This is a genomic window from Novosphingobium sp. NDB2Meth1 (assembly GCF_900117425.1).
Classification (GTDB): domain Bacteria; phylum Pseudomonadota; class Alphaproteobacteria; order Sphingomonadales; family Sphingomonadaceae; genus Novosphingobium.
In genome coordinates this window covers 374,227-388,824 of the sequence record NZ_FPEH01000016.1, presented here as the reverse complement: position 1 = coordinate 388,824, position 14,598 = coordinate 374,227, and the positions used below count along the sequence as shown (strand labels likewise).

Here is a 14,598-nt window from a genome sequence, read left to right as displayed (position 1 = left end):
GGCGTCCTCCGTCCCAACCGTCATGCGGCTACCCGCCGCCGCGCGGCAACCAGCAGACTCGCCAGCGCTGCAGGCGTAATCCCCGGCACCCGCCCTGCCGCCGCCAGCGTGTCCGGCTGCGCGCGTTCGAGCCGCTCGACCATCTCGCGCGAAAGGCCAGGTACTTCGGCATAGGGGAAGCGATCGCCGAGCGGCACACCGTCACTGGCTCTGAGCTGCTTCAACTCGGCCTCTTGCCGCGCAAGGTAGGGTGCGTAGGCAGCGTCCTCTACCATTTCCTCGGCAAGGTCGGGGTCGATCTCATTGCCACCCAGCCAGGGCGCGATTGCGGCAAACGTCACTTCCGGAAAGCGCAACCACTCGAGCAACGGACGGCGCACGCCGTCGCCCCGTACAACGATGCGGTGCGCCTTGAGCTCACTCGGCAAAACCGGCTGCTCAAGCTGAGACAGAATCTGCGCCCGCGCTTCTTCCCGAGCTGCAAACCATTCCGCCCGCTCCGGCCCGATACAGCCAGCGGCGAGCCCCAGCGGGGTCAACCGCGTCATCGCATTGTTCGCCCTCAGCCTCAGTCGATACTCTGCACGCGCGGTCAACATCCGATAAGGCTCGGAGACGCCATGCAACGTCAGGTCGTCAACCATGACCGCCATATAGCTCGAGGCCCGATCCAGCGCCGGTACCTCCCGCTCAAGCACCGCTGCTGCTGCATGCAGTCCGGCTATGAGACCCTGCGCAGCCGCTTCCTCATAGCCTGTCGTGCCATTGATCTGCCCCGCGCAGTAGAGCCCCGGAATGTCCCGCAGCTCAAGGCTCCGCCGAAGTGCGCGGGGGTCGATGTGGTCATACTCGACGGCATAGCCCGGAACGAGGATTTCGACCGCCTCGAGCCCTTCCATCGACCGCATCATCGCGACCTGCACATCGGTCGGCAATGACGTCGAAACGCCATTGGGATAGATCACATGATCGTCGAGCCCTTCGGGTTCGAGGAACACTTGATGTCCATCCCGGTCGCCGAAGCGGTGGATCTTGTCCTCGATCGACGGGCAGTATCGCGGACCTTGCGCATCAATGGCGCCACTGAACAGGGGCGAACGGTCGAGCCCGGCGCGAATGGCGTCATGGGTTCGCTGGTTGGTCCGCGCGATGGCACAGAAGACCTGCGCCTGCGGACGCGTCTTGGTGAGTGGCGACATCGTCCAAGGCTCGGGATCGCTCGGCTGCACCGGAAGGCGTGACCAATCGATGGTCCGTCCATCAAGGCGTGGCGGCGTCCCCGTCTTGAGCCGCGACATCGGCAGCCCTGCCCCGCGCAATTGCGCCGCCAGCCGGTGTGCTGCGGACTCGCCGATACGACCGCCTTCCATCCGCTCTTCGCCACGGAACAGGCGCCCACCCAGAAAGGTCCCGGTACACAGCACCACAGCACGCGCAGCGAGTGCGGTTCCATCAGCAAGGTCGACACCGCTCACAGCACCGCCCTCGAAACGCAGCGCTGCCGCCTCGCCGGCGACAACCGTCAGTCCCTGTTGCGCTGCCACCATGCGCTGAATCGCTGCCCGAAACAGCCGCCGATCCGCCTGCACGCGCGGGCCCTGCACGGCGCTGCCCTTGCTGCGATTGAGCATGCGGTAGTGGATGGCCGCCTCATCGGCCGCCCGCGCAATCAGCCCGTCGAAGGCATCGACCTCGCGCACGAGATGACCTTTGCCCAGTCCACCGATGGCCGGGTTGCACGACATCGCGCCGATCATTGCAGGATCGAAGCTCACCAGTGCCGTGCGTGCGCCCATGCGCGCAGCGACCGCGGCCGCTTCGACGCCGGCGTGTCCGCCGCCGACCACAATGATGTCGAACTCGTGCATGAGCGTCGCGATATGCGATTCGGGCTGCCGCGTCAAAGCGGAGCCGTCATCGTCACTGTTTCACGTGAAACATCACTTGCCGATGCAGAACCGGCAGAAGAGTGCGTCGAGCATGTCTTCGGTTCCCGCGCGGCCGACAAGACGGTCCAGCGCAACCCGCGCCAGTCGCAAATTCTCGGCTGCCAGCAGCGGATCATCGCACTGCCCTGCCTCGGCAACGGCTGCGGCCACGTCCGCTACCAAACCATGCTGCCGCGCATTGAGCGCGACTGCACCGGGCTGAGGCAGCGCACTGCGGGCATGTTCGACAAGCGCTTGCCGCAGTGCACTCAGCCCCTCGCCCGTCACCGCGGAAAGGCGGAACTGCGCCTGCCGCTTCTCTGCCACGTCCATTCGATCGCACTGCGCCGCAATCTCCCACAGGGTTCGGTCCTTCGGGCCCTCCCCTTCTGGCCCCAGCCACAGGACGAGATCGGCGCGCTCGGCCTCTGCCCGCGCGCGGGCAATGCCGATCTGCTCGATCGCTCCAGCACCTTCCTCGCGGAGCCCGGCGGTATCGACAAAGGCAAAGGGCACACCGCCAATCGCCACCGCACGGACAAGCACATCGCGCGTCGTACCGGGTTCGGCCGCGGTTATAGCGGCCTCGTCTTCAACCAAAGCATTGAACAGGGTCGATTTTCCGGCGTTGGGAGGTCCGGCCAGCACCACCCGGAAACCTTCCCGTAGCGGTTCAGCCCGCGGACGTGCCAGCCAGACTGACAGGTCCTCCGCCAGCACCATGCAGCCCTGCGTTATCGCCGGCGGCACCACTGCTCCGTCATCATCGATGTCATCATCCCCAGCGAAGTCGAGCACTGCCTCGATTGCGGCAGAGAGCGTCAGGACGCGCGTGCGCCAGTCCGCCACGAGCCGCGACAGTGCTCCGCCTGCCATCGCCAACGCGCCGCGCCGTTGCAGTTCGGTCTCGGCCGAGAGCAGGTCTGCCAGCCCCTCGGCCTCGGCAAGGTCGATGCGGCCATTGGCGAAGGCACGGCGGGTGAACTCGCCAGGCTCGGCCCGGCGCAGTCCCGGCAGCACCCCAAGCGCGGCCTCGACAGCCGCGACCACCGCGCGCCCGCCATGAAGATGCAGTTCGGCGCTGTCCTCACCTGTCGCCGTACCGGGGCCAGGCAGCCACAGCGCCACGGCACGATCAAGCACCACACCTTCAGCATCGCGCAGCACCGCAAGAACTGCGCGGCGGGGGACAGGGAGCTTGCCGGCAAGCCTCTCGAGCGCGGAACCTGCGGCAGGACCGCTGATGCGGATCACTCCAATCGCAGCCGGGGGCGCGCCGGATGACAGCGCGAAAATCGTATCCGTCACAGCGCGGGACTGCTCAGGTCTTGGGTTTGTCGCTTCCGGATGCGCCCGCCTTGAACCCGGCCATCGCGGCACCCGCGCCCTGCTCCACGAACTGCTGGAACAGCTTGAGGCCCATCTCGCCCATCGGCGCGATCTGCTTGGCAAAGCCTTGCAGCTGGTCGACGCTGTTCATGCCCTGCATCGCCTTGGCGATCGCATCGACATAGACGTCATTGGCGCGCGTCACATCGGGCAAGCCCAGAAAGCGGCGCGCCTCCTCCGGCGTGCATTCCACCTCGACGTTGACCTTCATGGGCACACCTCTCACTTTGCCGCAGCGACACTGTCATGTGCTCTTGGCAAAGTCCATGGACAGCGCCAATCAAACGCTCGACGAACACATTCCATAAAAGGACCAGCACCATGGGCGAGAAGACGACCATCGGCACCCTAGGCGGCGAGAGCGAGATCCCCGTCTATGTTGCCACCCCCGCCGAGCAGACCGACGCGGCGATCATCGTCATTCCGGAAATCTTCGGGGTAAACGCCGGCATCCGCAAGAAGTGCGAGGACTGGGCGGCGCTGGGTTACGTCGCGCTGGCCCCGGATATCTTCTGGCGCTTCGCTCCCGGCGTCGAGCTCGATCCCGATGTGCCGGAGCAGTTCCAGGAGGCGCTCGGGTACTTCGGGCAGTATGATCCGAACCTCGGCGTGCAGGATATCGAGGCCGCGATCCAGTGGCTCCGGCAAGAACAGGGTGTCGACAAAGTCGGTCTCGTCGGCTTCTGCCTCGGCGGACGCATGGCCTACATGGCCGCCGCGCGCACGGATATCGACGCATCGGTCGGCTACTACGGGGTGATGATCGACCAGATGCTGAACGAGGCTCACGCCATCGCCAATCCGCTGATGCTGCATATCCCGACCGCCGACCACTTCGTCGGCCCGGAAGCGCAGGCGGCGATTCATGCCGCGCTCGATTCGCATCCCAAGGTCGTGCTGCACGACTACGTCGGGCTCGATCACGGCTTCGCCGCCGAGATGGGCTCGCGCCGCGACGAAGCCGGCGCGCAGCTGGCGGACGAGCGCACGCGCGACTTCTTCAAGGCGCATTTGCTCTGAGCGGAGCTCAGGCCGCCCCGTCGTAGCCCGCAATGCCTTCGAGCAGCCGGGTTATGGCGGTGCGGTCTTCCTCCGGTACTTCAGGCCGCCAGATCTCGAACAGCAGCACTGTGCGCGTCTCCGGACCCGCATTGCGCGCTTCGTGCTCCATTGAGTCGTCAAAGATAAGCGGCACGCCCGGTTCCCACGTCCGCGTCTCGCTGCCAACCCGCAAGGTGCAGCTGGGTGCAGTACGGATCGGCACGTGGCAGATCAGGCGCGTGTTGAGCATGCCGGTGTGCGGCGCGATGTGGGTGCCGGGCTTGAGCCGCGACCACAGTGCATTCGGCGCGCGGCCGGGAATCATCGGCATCGGCGCATGGGCCAAAGCGGCCATCGTGGCCGGGCAGCGCGCGGCGTTTGCTGCAACCGGAGCGCCGTCCCGCCAGAAGTAGAACGCACCCCACGATGGATCACCCAGCAGCGGATTGTTCGGTGCAGGCCGGTCGGGGGTGGAGGTCACATAGGGCGCGAAGGTATCGGGCGCCTCGTCGGCCGTGATGGCGGTAAACTCGGCCTGCATCTCCGGCACCAGATCGAGCACGGCGTCAATCCAGTCGAACTCCGAAGGATCATAGAACCGCCGCTGCGGCAGGCCCGGATAATAGAACAGCGATGGCCGCTGCAGATCGATCTCGCGCGTGCCGTTGAGAAGCCCGAGCGCTTCCTCCATCGCCGGCGAAAGGCCGACCTCCAGCACCGCATCCAGATGCTGCTGAAAGGCGCCCTGCATCTGGCCGATGAAGGCCTGTGCCGCCGCTGCCATCCCTTCCATGCCACGCGGAATGCCGCTCACGCCCGCCTGTGCCAGTGCAGTTGTGTAGAAGCTCACCGCCGCGCGATCATCCCGCACGCGCTGGCGCAGTTGACCCTTTGCCAGCAGTGCCCCGACATCGCGCGGCGCGAGCGCAAGCTGCCGATCGAGCGCCACTTCGGCAGCTGCGTGATTTCCCAGTGCCAGTTCCGCTTGCGCCAATGCCGGCCACGGCATGCGTTCCGGCGTCATGGCGCCGCTGGCCGCTCGCAGCAGATCGGCAGCCCGCGCGGGATTGCGGGCACGCAGCGCCGCCAGCCCCTCGCTGATCAGGTTTTCCGGCGAAGCGGTTGTCATGGCTTCACGACTAGCGCAAACCTGCGCTGGATCAATGGCAGGCGCGCTTCCGGCATGCCACAAGGCCGCAAGAGAACAAGGAGAGAGACCTCATGCACACCGGCCTCGCCGCCTGGCATCGCTACATGCAGACCGGCGATACCGCCCTGCTGTCCGAGCTCATAGCACCCGACGCGGTGTTCCACTCGCCGGTCGTGCACACCCCGCAGGAAGGCCACGCCAAAGTCATGATGTACCTGACAGCCGCGGGACAGGTCTTCGGAAACACCGGCTTCACCTATGTTCGCGAACTCGTTGACGGACCGGAGGCCCTGCTCGAGTTTACCGCAACGGTGGACGGCATCCACGTCAACGGCATCGATCTCATCCGCTTCGATCTCGACGGAAAGATCATAGATTTCAAGGTGATGGTGCGGCCGCTCAAGGCGATGAACAAGCTGTGGGAGATGATGGCGGCGGCGCTGCAGAACACCTGAGCGCCATTCAATTCAGCTTGGTAAGGCATCAGGGTGCAGGTTGTAATCACCCCGACCTTGTGGATTGGCTGGTACGCCGAGCAATGCCAAAGGGATCTCGCTCAGAGCGATGGCCGGCACTTCTGCGCCGAGCACGAACGGCAAGATGACTGCAACGTTGAGGCCCGCCCAAAGTCCCAAAAATCTCAGAACTGCGCGGCGCAGGCCATAGGAGAAAGCCCACTCCTCGTCGTTCAGCACCTCGATCAGCAGTTCGGAGGCGAGTAGGTGTGCTACCCGCGGTACCCACAAGCCATGCCCGCAGAGCGCCAGCGAATTGACTGAAACTGAAGCGTGCGCCGATCCGCCGATGCAAACCGGAATACCATGGTCTTCCAGCATCGACGCGACGACAAGCGCCTCTGACCGCGACACCAACACTGCGAGGCGAACCATCGCATCCGGTGCCGCGGTTTCCTCCGTCACTGATTCATCGTCGCGAAGAAGTCCTCGTTGGTCTTCGAGTTCTTCATCTTGTCGAGCAGGAATTCCATCGCGTCGATGGTGCCCATCTGCATGAGGATGCGGCGCAGCACCCACATCTTGCTGAGCTGATCCTGCGGCACGAGCAGCTCTTCCTTGCGGGTGCCGCTCTTGCCCACGTCCAGCGCCGGGAAGATGCGCTTGTCGGCCACCTTGCGGTCGAGCACGATTTCCGAGTTGCCGGTGCCCTTGAACTCTTCGAAGATCACTTCATCCATGCGGCTGCCGGTATCGATCAGCGCGGTGGCGATGATCGAAAGCGAACCGCCTTCCTCGATATTGCGCGCCGCGCCGAAGAAGCGCTTGGGCCGCTGCAGCGCATTGGCGTCGACACCGCCCGTCAGCACCTTGCCCGACGACGGCACCACGGTGTTGTAGGCGCGGCCAAGGCGCGTGATCGAATCGAGCAGGATGACAACGTCGCGCTTGTGTTCGACGAGACGCTTGGCCTTCTCGATCACCATTTCGGCAACCTGCACGTGGCGGCTGGCCGGCTCGTCGAAGGTCGAGGAAATCACCTCGCCCTTCACGCTGCGCTGCATGTCGGTCACTTCTTCCGGGCGTTCGTCGACCAGCAGCACCAGCAGGAACACTTCCGGATGGTTGTCGGTGATCGCCTTGGCCATGTTCTGCAGCAGCACCGTCTTGCCGGTGCGCGGCGGCGCGACGATCAGCGCGCGCTGGCCCTTGCCCTGCGGGCTGACGAGATCGATCACGCGGGCCGACTTGTCCTTGACCGTGGGGTCGAGCGTATCGAGCCGCAGGCGCTCGTTGGGATAAAGCGGGGTCAGGTTGTCGAAGTTCACCCGGTGGCGCACGGCTTCCGGGTCGTCGAAGTTGACCTTGATCAGCCGCGTGATCGCGAAATAGCGCTCGCCGTCCTTGGGCGCGCGGATCTCGCCTTCCACAGTATCGCCGGTGCGCAGGCCCCATTTGCGGACCTGGTTGGGCGAGACGTAGATATCGTCTGGACCGGCGAGATAGTTCGCCTCGGGACTGCGCAGGAAGCCGAAGCCGTCCGGCAGCACTTCGATGGTGCCGATGCCGAGGATTTCCTCACCATCTTCCGCCACTTCCTTGAGGATGGCGAACATGAGATCCTGGCGCCGCAGCGTGCTTGCGCCCTCGACATCGAGCTCTTCGGCCATCTGGACCAGCTCGGCGGGCGTCTTCTTCTTCAGTTCCTTGAGATGCATCTGTCGTATCCGAATAAGGGCAATTGCGCGGGCCGGTGGGTCGGTGGGCTTGGAGAAAGCGGACCTTTGGGGGCAGGCACAAGAGGCGCTGCCAAACCGGAATGCCTGATTCGCTTAGGCCCGGCGAACGCGCGCGTCAATCTAAGGCATCAATCAGAACGGCTTCACGATCACCAGCACCACGATCACGGCTGCCGTTACGCCGGGAATCTCGTTCAGCAAGCGCAGCTGCCGCCCGGTCAGCTGCCGCTCCCCGCGCGCCAGCTTTTGCGCATAGGTTGCCAGCCAAAGATGGTAGCCGGTGAGCACAAGCACCATCGCGAGCTTGGCGTGGAACCAGCCTTGCGTGAACCACTCGCCGCTCACCGCCAGCGCCAGGCCAAATCCCCAGACGATGAACAGCGAAGGCCACATGATGATCTTCATCAGTTTGCGTTCGCGGTCGATCCAGATCGCATTTTCCGGCGAGCCTTGCGGCGCTTCCTGATGGTAGACGAAAAAGCGCGGCAGCATGAACAGGCCCGCCATCCAGAAGATCACGAAGATGACATGGCCGGCCTTGAGCCAGAGATAGAGCATCGCGAGCACCTGCAACATATTGCCGATATTAGCGTCTTTGCCGCCGGATCGGAACTTGGGAATTGGGGCGGTTCATCGCGAACCGCCTCATCCGTCTCAGTGCGACCAGCCCCGCACCACCTCGAGCAGCCGCTCGACATGCGGGATCGGTGTGAACTGCCCGATGCCGTGGCCGAGGTTGAACACGTGCGGCCGGTCGGCAAACACATCGAGCACGCGCTGCGCGCCGTCCTCCAGCGCCTGACCGCCAGCAAGCAGCAGCAGCGGATCGAGATTGCCCTGCACGGGCAGCCCAGCGGGCAGCGCCTTGGCCGCCCAGACCGGATCGATCGTCTCGTCGACGCCAACCGCATCCACGCCGGTTCCTTCGGCATAGGCAGCCAGCTTTTCGCCCGCACCCTTGGGAAAACCGATAATCGGCACATCGGGATGCAGCTTGTGCATTTCCGCGGTGATGCGCGCATTGGGGGCGATGACCCAGCGCCCGAATTCAGCGGGGGCGAGGCTGCCAGCCCAGCTGTCGAACAGTTGCAAGCCTTCGGCTCCGGCCTTCACCTGACCGCTGAGGTATTCCACGGTCACATCGACAATGGCATCGATGATCGCCTGGAATGCGCCGGGGTCCTTGTAGGCCAGGGCGCGGGTATCGTGCTGGTCACGGCTGCCTTCGCCTGCCACCATATAGGTCGCGATGGTCCAGGGACTGCCCGCAAAGCCCAGCATGGTCGCCTCAGGAGGCAAAGCGGCGCTGACCTGTGCCACGGTCTCATAGATCGGCGAAAGGCGCTCAGGGACGCTCCTGAGCGTCTCCAGACCCGCATCGAGCAGGCGGGGAGAGAGCGCCGGACCTTCGCCGGCAAGGAACTGGAGATCCTGCCCCATTGCATAGGGCACGATCAGGATGTCAGAGAACAGGATTGCCCCATCGAAACCAAACCGCCGCAGGGGCTGGAGGGTGATTTCCGCAGCAGCTGCAGAATCATAGACCAGCGCAAGGAAACCGCCCTTCTCGGCACGCAGTTCGCGATATTCCGGGAGATAGCGGCCAGCCTGACGCATAAGCCAGATCGGACGGCGGGAAAGATTGGCGCCCTTGAGGGTGGCGAGAAGCGGCTTCGTGACAGGGTCAGACATCAGGCAGTCGGTCCAATTCAAATCTATAGATTCTTTTGAATCAGATTGAGGTTGTTTGTTGACCCTGTGGATAGCGGGGACGACATGCGTGTGCCCGAATTGTCCCGCCGTCTCCACAAGAAAGTGTGTCAGCGACTCTCAACAGTCTCGGGAGCAAGCGAAAGTTCTCCCTGTTGTCCCCGGCCTGTGGGTAACCTTGTCCCGATGTGCGCAAGCGGCGGGCCGGCAGGCTGCTTCCGGGGGCACAATCGCAGTCCAAACTTGTCCGCGGTTTCCTCCCGTGGTTTATCCTGCGGCTATCCACAGCCCTTTCCCGGGGCGGACTCCAAGGGCAACCATGCCGCGCCTGCACTTGCACCTCCTGTCGGACTCGACCGGCGAAACGCTCGAGATGATCGCCAAAGCGGCGCTCGCGCAATTTGATGACGCTGATGTGGTGCGCCACTTCTGGCCAATGGTCCGCTCGCAGCAGCATCTCGACCGGATCATGGGCGAGATCACCGCCAATCCCGGCCTCGTGCTGTTTACGATGGTCAATGCTGAAACGCGCGCTTTGCTGGAAAGCCGCTGTGCCGCGCTCGGTCTGCCCAGCGTCCCTGCGCTTGATGCAGTGACTTTGGCACTTGAAGCGCAGCTTGGGCAGGCAGCAAAGGGTCGACCCGGACGCCAGCATGCGATGGACGACGCCTATTTCCAGCGCGTCGAAGCGATCCAGTTCACGATTGCGCATGATGACGGCATTGCATGGGAAGACTGGGAGATAGCGGACATCGTGCTGGCCGGTGTCTCGCGGTCTTCCAAGACTCCGACGGCGATCTATCTCGCCAATCGCGGCTATCGTGTCGCCAATATTCCCATCGTTGTGGAAAGTCCGCCGCCGCCCGCGCTGTTCAGCTTGCGCCGTCCACTGGTTGTCGGGCTTACGACCAGTCCGGAGCGGCTGATCCAGGTGCGGCGAAACCGGCTGCTGTCGCTCAATCAGGCGCCGGAGACCGCCTATGTCGATAGCGAGCATGTCGCGCGCGAGGTTCAGTACGCCCGCCGCATGTTCGCGGATAATGGCTGGCCGGTGATTGACGTATCGCGGCGATCCATCGAGGAAACCGCCGCCGCGATCATCAATCTCTACAATGAGCGGCGGCCCGATGGCGGCGTGGACGGCTCTGGCCACGCCTTGTGAAGTGACGAAGGTGAGAGAATGCTGATTCTGGCCTCCCAAAGCGCAAGCCGCAAAGCCATGCTCACGGCGGCCGGTGTGCCGTTCGAAGCGCGCAGTTCCGATGTCGATGAAGCGGAAATCAAGCGCGAGCTGATCGGGGTTCCCGGCTGCGAGATCGCGAAGATCCTTGCCGAAGCAAAGGCGCTTTCGGTCTCGGTCGGCGCACCGGGCCGTCTGGTCCTCGGCGGAGATTCACTGGTCGAGGTCTGCGGGCGGACTTTCGACAAGCCGGCCAGCCGTGCCGATGCGGCAAGGCACCTTGCCTTCTTTTCCGGTCAGACGATGCATTTGCACTCAGCCGCCATTCTGGTGCGCGACGGTGTGCCGGTATGGCGTCACTGTGAAACCGCAAAGCTGCGCGTGCGGACGCTCTCGAGCGACTTCATCGAAGGCTATCTGGCGCAGGAATGGCCTGCCGTTGGCGCCTGCGTCGGCGTGTTCCGGATCGAAGCGCTCGGCGTCCAGTTGTTCGACCACATCGAAGGCAGCCATTTCACCGTGCTCGGCATGCCGCTCTTGGCGCTGCTCGGCGCGTTGCGCACGCACGGCGAGCTGCCCGCATGAGCTTGCCCTATGCCGAGGTCATCGGTGATCCCATCGCCCAGTCCAAGTCGCCGGCGATCCATGGATTTTGGTTGCAAGAACTTGATATAAAGGCAAAATATCAATCTACCAGGGTTCTCACCAGTGACCTTGATGAATTTCTGACCACCCGCCGGACTGACCATGCCTGGCGCGGCTGCAACGTCACCATGCCGCACAAGCAAGCGGTCATGCCCTTCCTCGACCGGCTCGATCCGCTCGCTGCTGCCGTCGGTGCAGTCAACACGATCATTCCCGAGGACGGACAGCTGGTCGGCTACAACACCGATGTCCCGGGCTTCCTTGAGCCCCTGCGCTCCGAACTCGCCAAGACGCACTACTTCCGCATGGCCCGCGTCATCGGCACCGGCGGCGCTGCCCGCGCCATTATCAAGGGATTGGCGGACGAGAAGCTGGTCATTGTCCTCGCCGGCCGCAACCCGGACAAGGCGCGAGCCTTGCTCGATGAACTCGATCCCGCTGGTGAACACCACGCCATCGACCTAGCGCATTTCGCCGAGGCAACCGACTTCGCCTTCGATGATCGCGAAGGCTGTTTCGATCTCGTCGTCAACGCCTCATCGCTCGGCATGACCGGCCAACCGCTGCTTGTGTTCGACTTGAGCCACGCGCCGCCGGGTTCGGTGTTCTACGATATCGTGACCAGCCCGCTTGAAACCCCATTCCTCAAGGCCGCCCGTGCTGCGGGTTTCCGCACCATCGATGGCCTTTCGATGCTGATCGGTCAGGCAGATCACGCGTTCCGCCGCTTCTTTGGTGCCCTGCCGCCGCGTGACAAGGACGCCGAACTGCGCAGGGTGCTGGCTGCATGAGCCGCCCCTTTATCCTCGGCCTCACCGGCTCGATCGGGATGGGCAAGTCCGCCGTCGCGCTGATGCTGCGCGAACTTGGCGTGCCGGTGTTCGATGCCGATGCCGCGGTTCACCGCCTGCAAGGGCCGAACGGTACGCTGCTACCCGCGATCGAAGCTGCCTTTCCCGGCACCACTGGCCCTCATGGCGTCGATCGTCCGGCGCTCGGTGCCCAGGTTTTCGGCAATCCCGAAGCGCTGGCGCGGCTTGAAGCGATCGTCCATCCGGCGGTTGCCGACGAACGCGCGACCTTCATGCTCGAGCATGCCGGTGAGGCGATTGTCGTGTTCGATATCCCGCTGCTCTTTGAAAAAGGCCACGCCGCCGGTCTCGACGCGGTTGTTGTTGTGTCAGCGCCGGCCGAGATGCAGCGCACCCGTGTTCTGGCCCGCCCAGGCATGACGCCGGAAAAATTCGCCCACATCCTCGCCCTGCAGGTTCCCGATGCCGAAAAGCGCGCGCGCGCCGACCACGTCATCGACACCGGCATGACGCTCGCCGAAACGCGCGAGCAGGTCGCTGCACTGGTCTCGGCCCTACGGCAAAAAAACCCGCGCTGAAGCCTTGCAAGCCCCCTTGCTCGGGTCCAGACTATCGCAAATGCGTGAGATCGTTTTCGATACAGAGACGACCGGCCTCGACCCGCAGAGCGGCGATCGGCTGGTAGAAATTGGCTGCATCGAGATGGTGAACCGTGTGCCCACCGGCGCGGTTTTCCATGCTTATTTCAACCCGGATCGTTCGATGCCCGCCGAGGCAGAGGCTGTGCACGGTCTGTCCAGCGCGTTCCTGGCTGACAAGCCGCGGTTTGCCGAACTGGCGGAGGAGCTCCTCGCCTTCCTGGGCGATGCCCCGCTCGTTGCGCACAATGCCGGGTTCGACTTCGGCTTCCTCAATGCCGAGCTCGCCATGTGCCAGCTCCCCGCTGTAGATCGCGGGCGGATGGTCGATACCGTGGCGATTGCCCGGCGCAAGCATCCCGGCGCCAAGCTGAGCCTTGATGCGCTTTGCTCGCGCTATGGCATCGATCGCAGCCACCGTGTCCGCCACGGCGCGTTGCTCGACGCCGAGCTTCTGGCACAGCTCTATGTCGAACTCATGGGCGGCCGGCAGATCGGCCTCGAACTCGCCGCAGAAGTCGAAGTGACGACAGTAACGGTTACAACTGCGGTCCGTGTGGAGGCGCCACGTATGCATCGGCCGGCCAGACCGCATACCGCCAGCGCGGAGGAACTCGCCCGGCACGCGGCGTTTGTCGAAGGAATCAAGGGCGCCATCTGGCTGCAGTAGGTTTGCCCTTCCCGGTTCGGTCCGGGCAGGGATTTGAGCGAAGGAGAGTGGACTTATGGATATTCGCGTTTCGGGCCATCAGGTCGATACCGGCGCCGCCTTCGAAGCTCATGCCGAAGAGCGCCTTTCCGCGATTGTCGACAAGTACTTCTCGCGTGCGCTGACTTCGCACGTCACTCTTGGCAAGGCGCCACATGGCGGCTTCCGCTGCGATATCGTCACCCACGTGGCGCAGGGCCTCATCCTCAAGGGCAGCGCGGTCGCGCAGGATGCCCACATCGCGCTCGATCAGTCGGCCGAGAAGATCGACAAGCAGCTGCGCCGTTACAAGCGCCGGATCAATGCCAGGCAGGACCAGGCCGATCACGCCCGCCGCGAAGAAGAAGCCGCTTACACCGTCTTCGTTGTCGAGGAGACCGAGACCGAAGAGCCGGCCGATGCGCCGCTCGTCATTGCGGAAACCCGCGTTGACGTGCCGACCGCCAGCGTGTCGGACGCGGTGATGATGCTCGATCTGCGCAATACCAACGCGCTGCTGTTCAAGAACGCCGGAACCGGCGTGCACAACATGGTCTATCGCCGTGGTGACGGTTCGATCGGCTGGGTCGAACCGGCCAAGTAAGTGCGGCTGCATATCTGATGTCCGGCAAGGCTGTCAGTGGGCTCGGGAACGCGATTCGGTGCTTGCACCGCGTCGCGTTCGGGCGCATGGGCCGCACCACACCAGGCGCGCGAGCGCATTTTCCGGCATCACTGTTTCCATGACCGCTCTTTTCTCGATCGATCTTCAGGCTGTGCGCATCGTGCGCGCCGAAACAAAGACGCAGATCCTCGGCGCGCTCGCGGATTGCTTCGGCGAGGTCTACTCGCTTGACCGTGCGACGGTCCTTGAACGGATCGAGGAACGCGAAACACTTGGCAGCACCGGCTTTGGCCGGGGTGTCGCTATCCCTCATGCTCGGCTGGAATCATTGGCGCGGCCGGTCGCGGCCTTTTTCCGCTTGGAGAATCCGGTCGACTTCGCTTCGTCGGATGGAATGCCGGTCGATTGCGTATTCGGCTTGCTTTCGCCCGAACAGGCCGGTGCAACGCACCTGCAGGCCCTCGCGGCGATCTCCCGGCTGATGCGCGATGAACGCATGCACGAGCGCCTGATCGCCGCGCCCGATGCCGATGCGATCTACGCATTGCTCGTCAATGTCATCGACCGCGACGCCGCCTGACCACTTGGTCCCGCGCGT

The 14,598-nt window shown here is 64.0% G+C and carries 17 protein-coding genes; 9 read left to right on the top strand and 8 right to left on the bottom strand.

Going from position 1 to position 14,598, the window contains the following annotated elements:
- Positions 1–20 precede the first annotated feature (20 nt).
- The 3 genes from mnmG to NDB2M1_RS13980 form a co-directional block, all read right to left on the bottom strand.
- The gene (gene mnmG / locus NDB2M1_RS13990; protein WP_072383274.1) at positions 21–1,868 is read right to left on the bottom strand and encodes a tRNA uridine-5-carboxymethylaminomethyl(34) synthesis enzyme MnmG; all 1,848 of its coding nucleotides are present in this window, start codon (positions 1,866–1,868) and stop codon (positions 21–23) included.
- Between the two features lie 72 nt (positions 1,869–1,940).
- On the bottom strand, positions 1,941–3,236 hold the full coding sequence (mnmE, locus tag NDB2M1_RS13985) for a tRNA uridine-5-carboxymethylaminomethyl(34) synthesis GTPase MnmE (RefSeq protein WP_072383149.1): 1,296 nt from the start codon (positions 3,234–3,236) through the stop codon (positions 1,941–1,943).
- 13 nt (positions 3,237–3,249) lie between these two features.
- Positions 3,250–3,528, bottom strand: a complete 279-nt coding sequence (locus tag NDB2M1_RS13980; RefSeq protein WP_054122652.1) for a DUF6489 family protein — start codon at positions 3,526–3,528, stop codon at positions 3,250–3,252.
- Positions 3,529–3,638: 110 nt separating this feature from the next.
- Between NDB2M1_RS13980 and NDB2M1_RS13975 the strand changes: the two genes are divergently transcribed.
- The gene (locus tag NDB2M1_RS13975; protein WP_054122651.1) at positions 3,639–4,337 is read left to right on the top strand and encodes a dienelactone hydrolase family protein; all 699 of its coding nucleotides are present in this window, start codon (positions 3,639–3,641) and stop codon (positions 4,335–4,337) included.
- Between the two features lie 7 nt (positions 4,338–4,344).
- On the opposite strand, the gene NDB2M1_RS13970 is transcribed toward NDB2M1_RS13975, so the two are convergent.
- Positions 4,345–5,487 (bottom strand): aspartyl/asparaginyl beta-hydroxylase domain-containing protein, encoded by a 1,143-nt coding sequence (locus NDB2M1_RS13970; protein ID WP_072383147.1) that lies wholly within the window; start codon positions 5,485–5,487, stop codon positions 4,345–4,347.
- Between the two features lie 92 nt (positions 5,488–5,579).
- On the opposite strand from NDB2M1_RS13970, the gene NDB2M1_RS13965 reads away from it, so the two are divergent.
- Entirely contained in the window at positions 5,580–5,963 is a 384-nt protein-coding gene (locus tag NDB2M1_RS13965; RefSeq protein WP_072383145.1) for a nuclear transport factor 2 family protein, read from the top strand.
- A 12-nt stretch (positions 5,964–5,975) separates the two neighbouring features.
- On the opposite strand, the gene NDB2M1_RS22080 is transcribed toward NDB2M1_RS13965, so the two are convergent.
- The 4 genes from NDB2M1_RS22080 to hemE form a co-directional block, all read right to left on the bottom strand.
- Positions 5,976–6,428 carry a hypothetical protein gene (locus NDB2M1_RS22080; protein WP_143146761.1) on the bottom strand — a complete coding sequence of 151 codons (453 nt, stop codon included), beginning with the start codon at positions 6,426–6,428 and terminating at the stop codon, positions 5,976–5,978.
- Positions 6,425–7,681, bottom strand: a complete 1,257-nt coding sequence (gene rho, locus NDB2M1_RS13955; protein ID WP_054122648.1) for a transcription termination factor Rho — start codon at positions 7,679–7,681, stop codon at positions 6,425–6,427. The genes NDB2M1_RS22080 and rho overlap by 4 nt, the downstream gene beginning before the upstream one ends.
- A 153-nt stretch (positions 7,682–7,834) precedes the next feature.
- Complete coding sequence (locus tag NDB2M1_RS13950) at positions 7,835–8,278, bottom strand: CopD family protein (RefSeq protein ID WP_072383143.1); 444 nt, start codon at positions 8,276–8,278, stop codon at positions 7,835–7,837.
- Between the two features lie 78 nt (positions 8,279–8,356).
- Entirely contained in the window at positions 8,357–9,394 is a 1,038-nt protein-coding gene (hemE, locus tag NDB2M1_RS13945) for a uroporphyrinogen decarboxylase (RefSeq protein WP_072383140.1), read from the bottom strand.
- A 337-nt stretch (positions 9,395–9,731) separates the two neighbouring features.
- Here hemE and NDB2M1_RS13940 point away from each other — a divergent pair, with 337 nt between their 5' ends.
- From NDB2M1_RS13940 to NDB2M1_RS13910, 7 genes are all read left to right on the top strand, one after another.
- Complete coding sequence (locus NDB2M1_RS13940) at positions 9,732–10,574, top strand: pyruvate, water dikinase regulatory protein (RefSeq protein WP_054122645.1); 843 nt, start codon at positions 9,732–9,734, stop codon at positions 10,572–10,574.
- An 18-nt stretch (positions 10,575–10,592) separates the two neighbouring features.
- The gene (locus NDB2M1_RS13935) at positions 10,593–11,177 is read left to right on the top strand and encodes a Maf family protein (RefSeq protein WP_054122644.1); all 585 of its coding nucleotides are present in this window, start codon (positions 10,593–10,595) and stop codon (positions 11,175–11,177) included.
- The gene (gene aroE, locus NDB2M1_RS13930; protein ID WP_072383138.1) at positions 11,174–12,028 is read left to right on the top strand and encodes a shikimate dehydrogenase; all 855 of its coding nucleotides are present in this window, start codon (positions 11,174–11,176) and stop codon (positions 12,026–12,028) included. The genes NDB2M1_RS13935 and aroE overlap by 4 nt, the downstream gene beginning before the upstream one ends.
- Entirely contained in the window at positions 12,025–12,627 is a 603-nt protein-coding gene (gene coaE, locus NDB2M1_RS13925) for a dephospho-CoA kinase (RefSeq protein ID WP_072383136.1), read from the top strand. Before aroE ends, coaE begins: the two co-directional genes overlap by 4 nt.
- Before the next feature lie 40 nt (positions 12,628–12,667).
- Positions 12,668–13,357, top strand: a complete 690-nt coding sequence (dnaQ, locus tag NDB2M1_RS13920; RefSeq protein ID WP_054122641.1) for a DNA polymerase III subunit epsilon — start codon at positions 12,668–12,670, stop codon at positions 13,355–13,357.
- A gap of 55 nt (positions 13,358–13,412) precedes the next feature.
- Positions 13,413–13,979, top strand: coding sequence for a ribosome hibernation-promoting factor, HPF/YfiA family (hpf, locus tag NDB2M1_RS13915; RefSeq protein ID WP_072383134.1), 567 nt, complete (start codon positions 13,413–13,415; stop codon positions 13,977–13,979).
- A 139-nt stretch (positions 13,980–14,118) separates the two neighbouring features.
- Positions 14,119–14,580, top strand: coding sequence for a PTS sugar transporter subunit IIA (locus NDB2M1_RS13910; protein ID WP_072383132.1), 462 nt, complete (start codon positions 14,119–14,121; stop codon positions 14,578–14,580).
- The last annotated feature ends 18 nt before the right edge of the window (positions 14,581–14,598 follow it).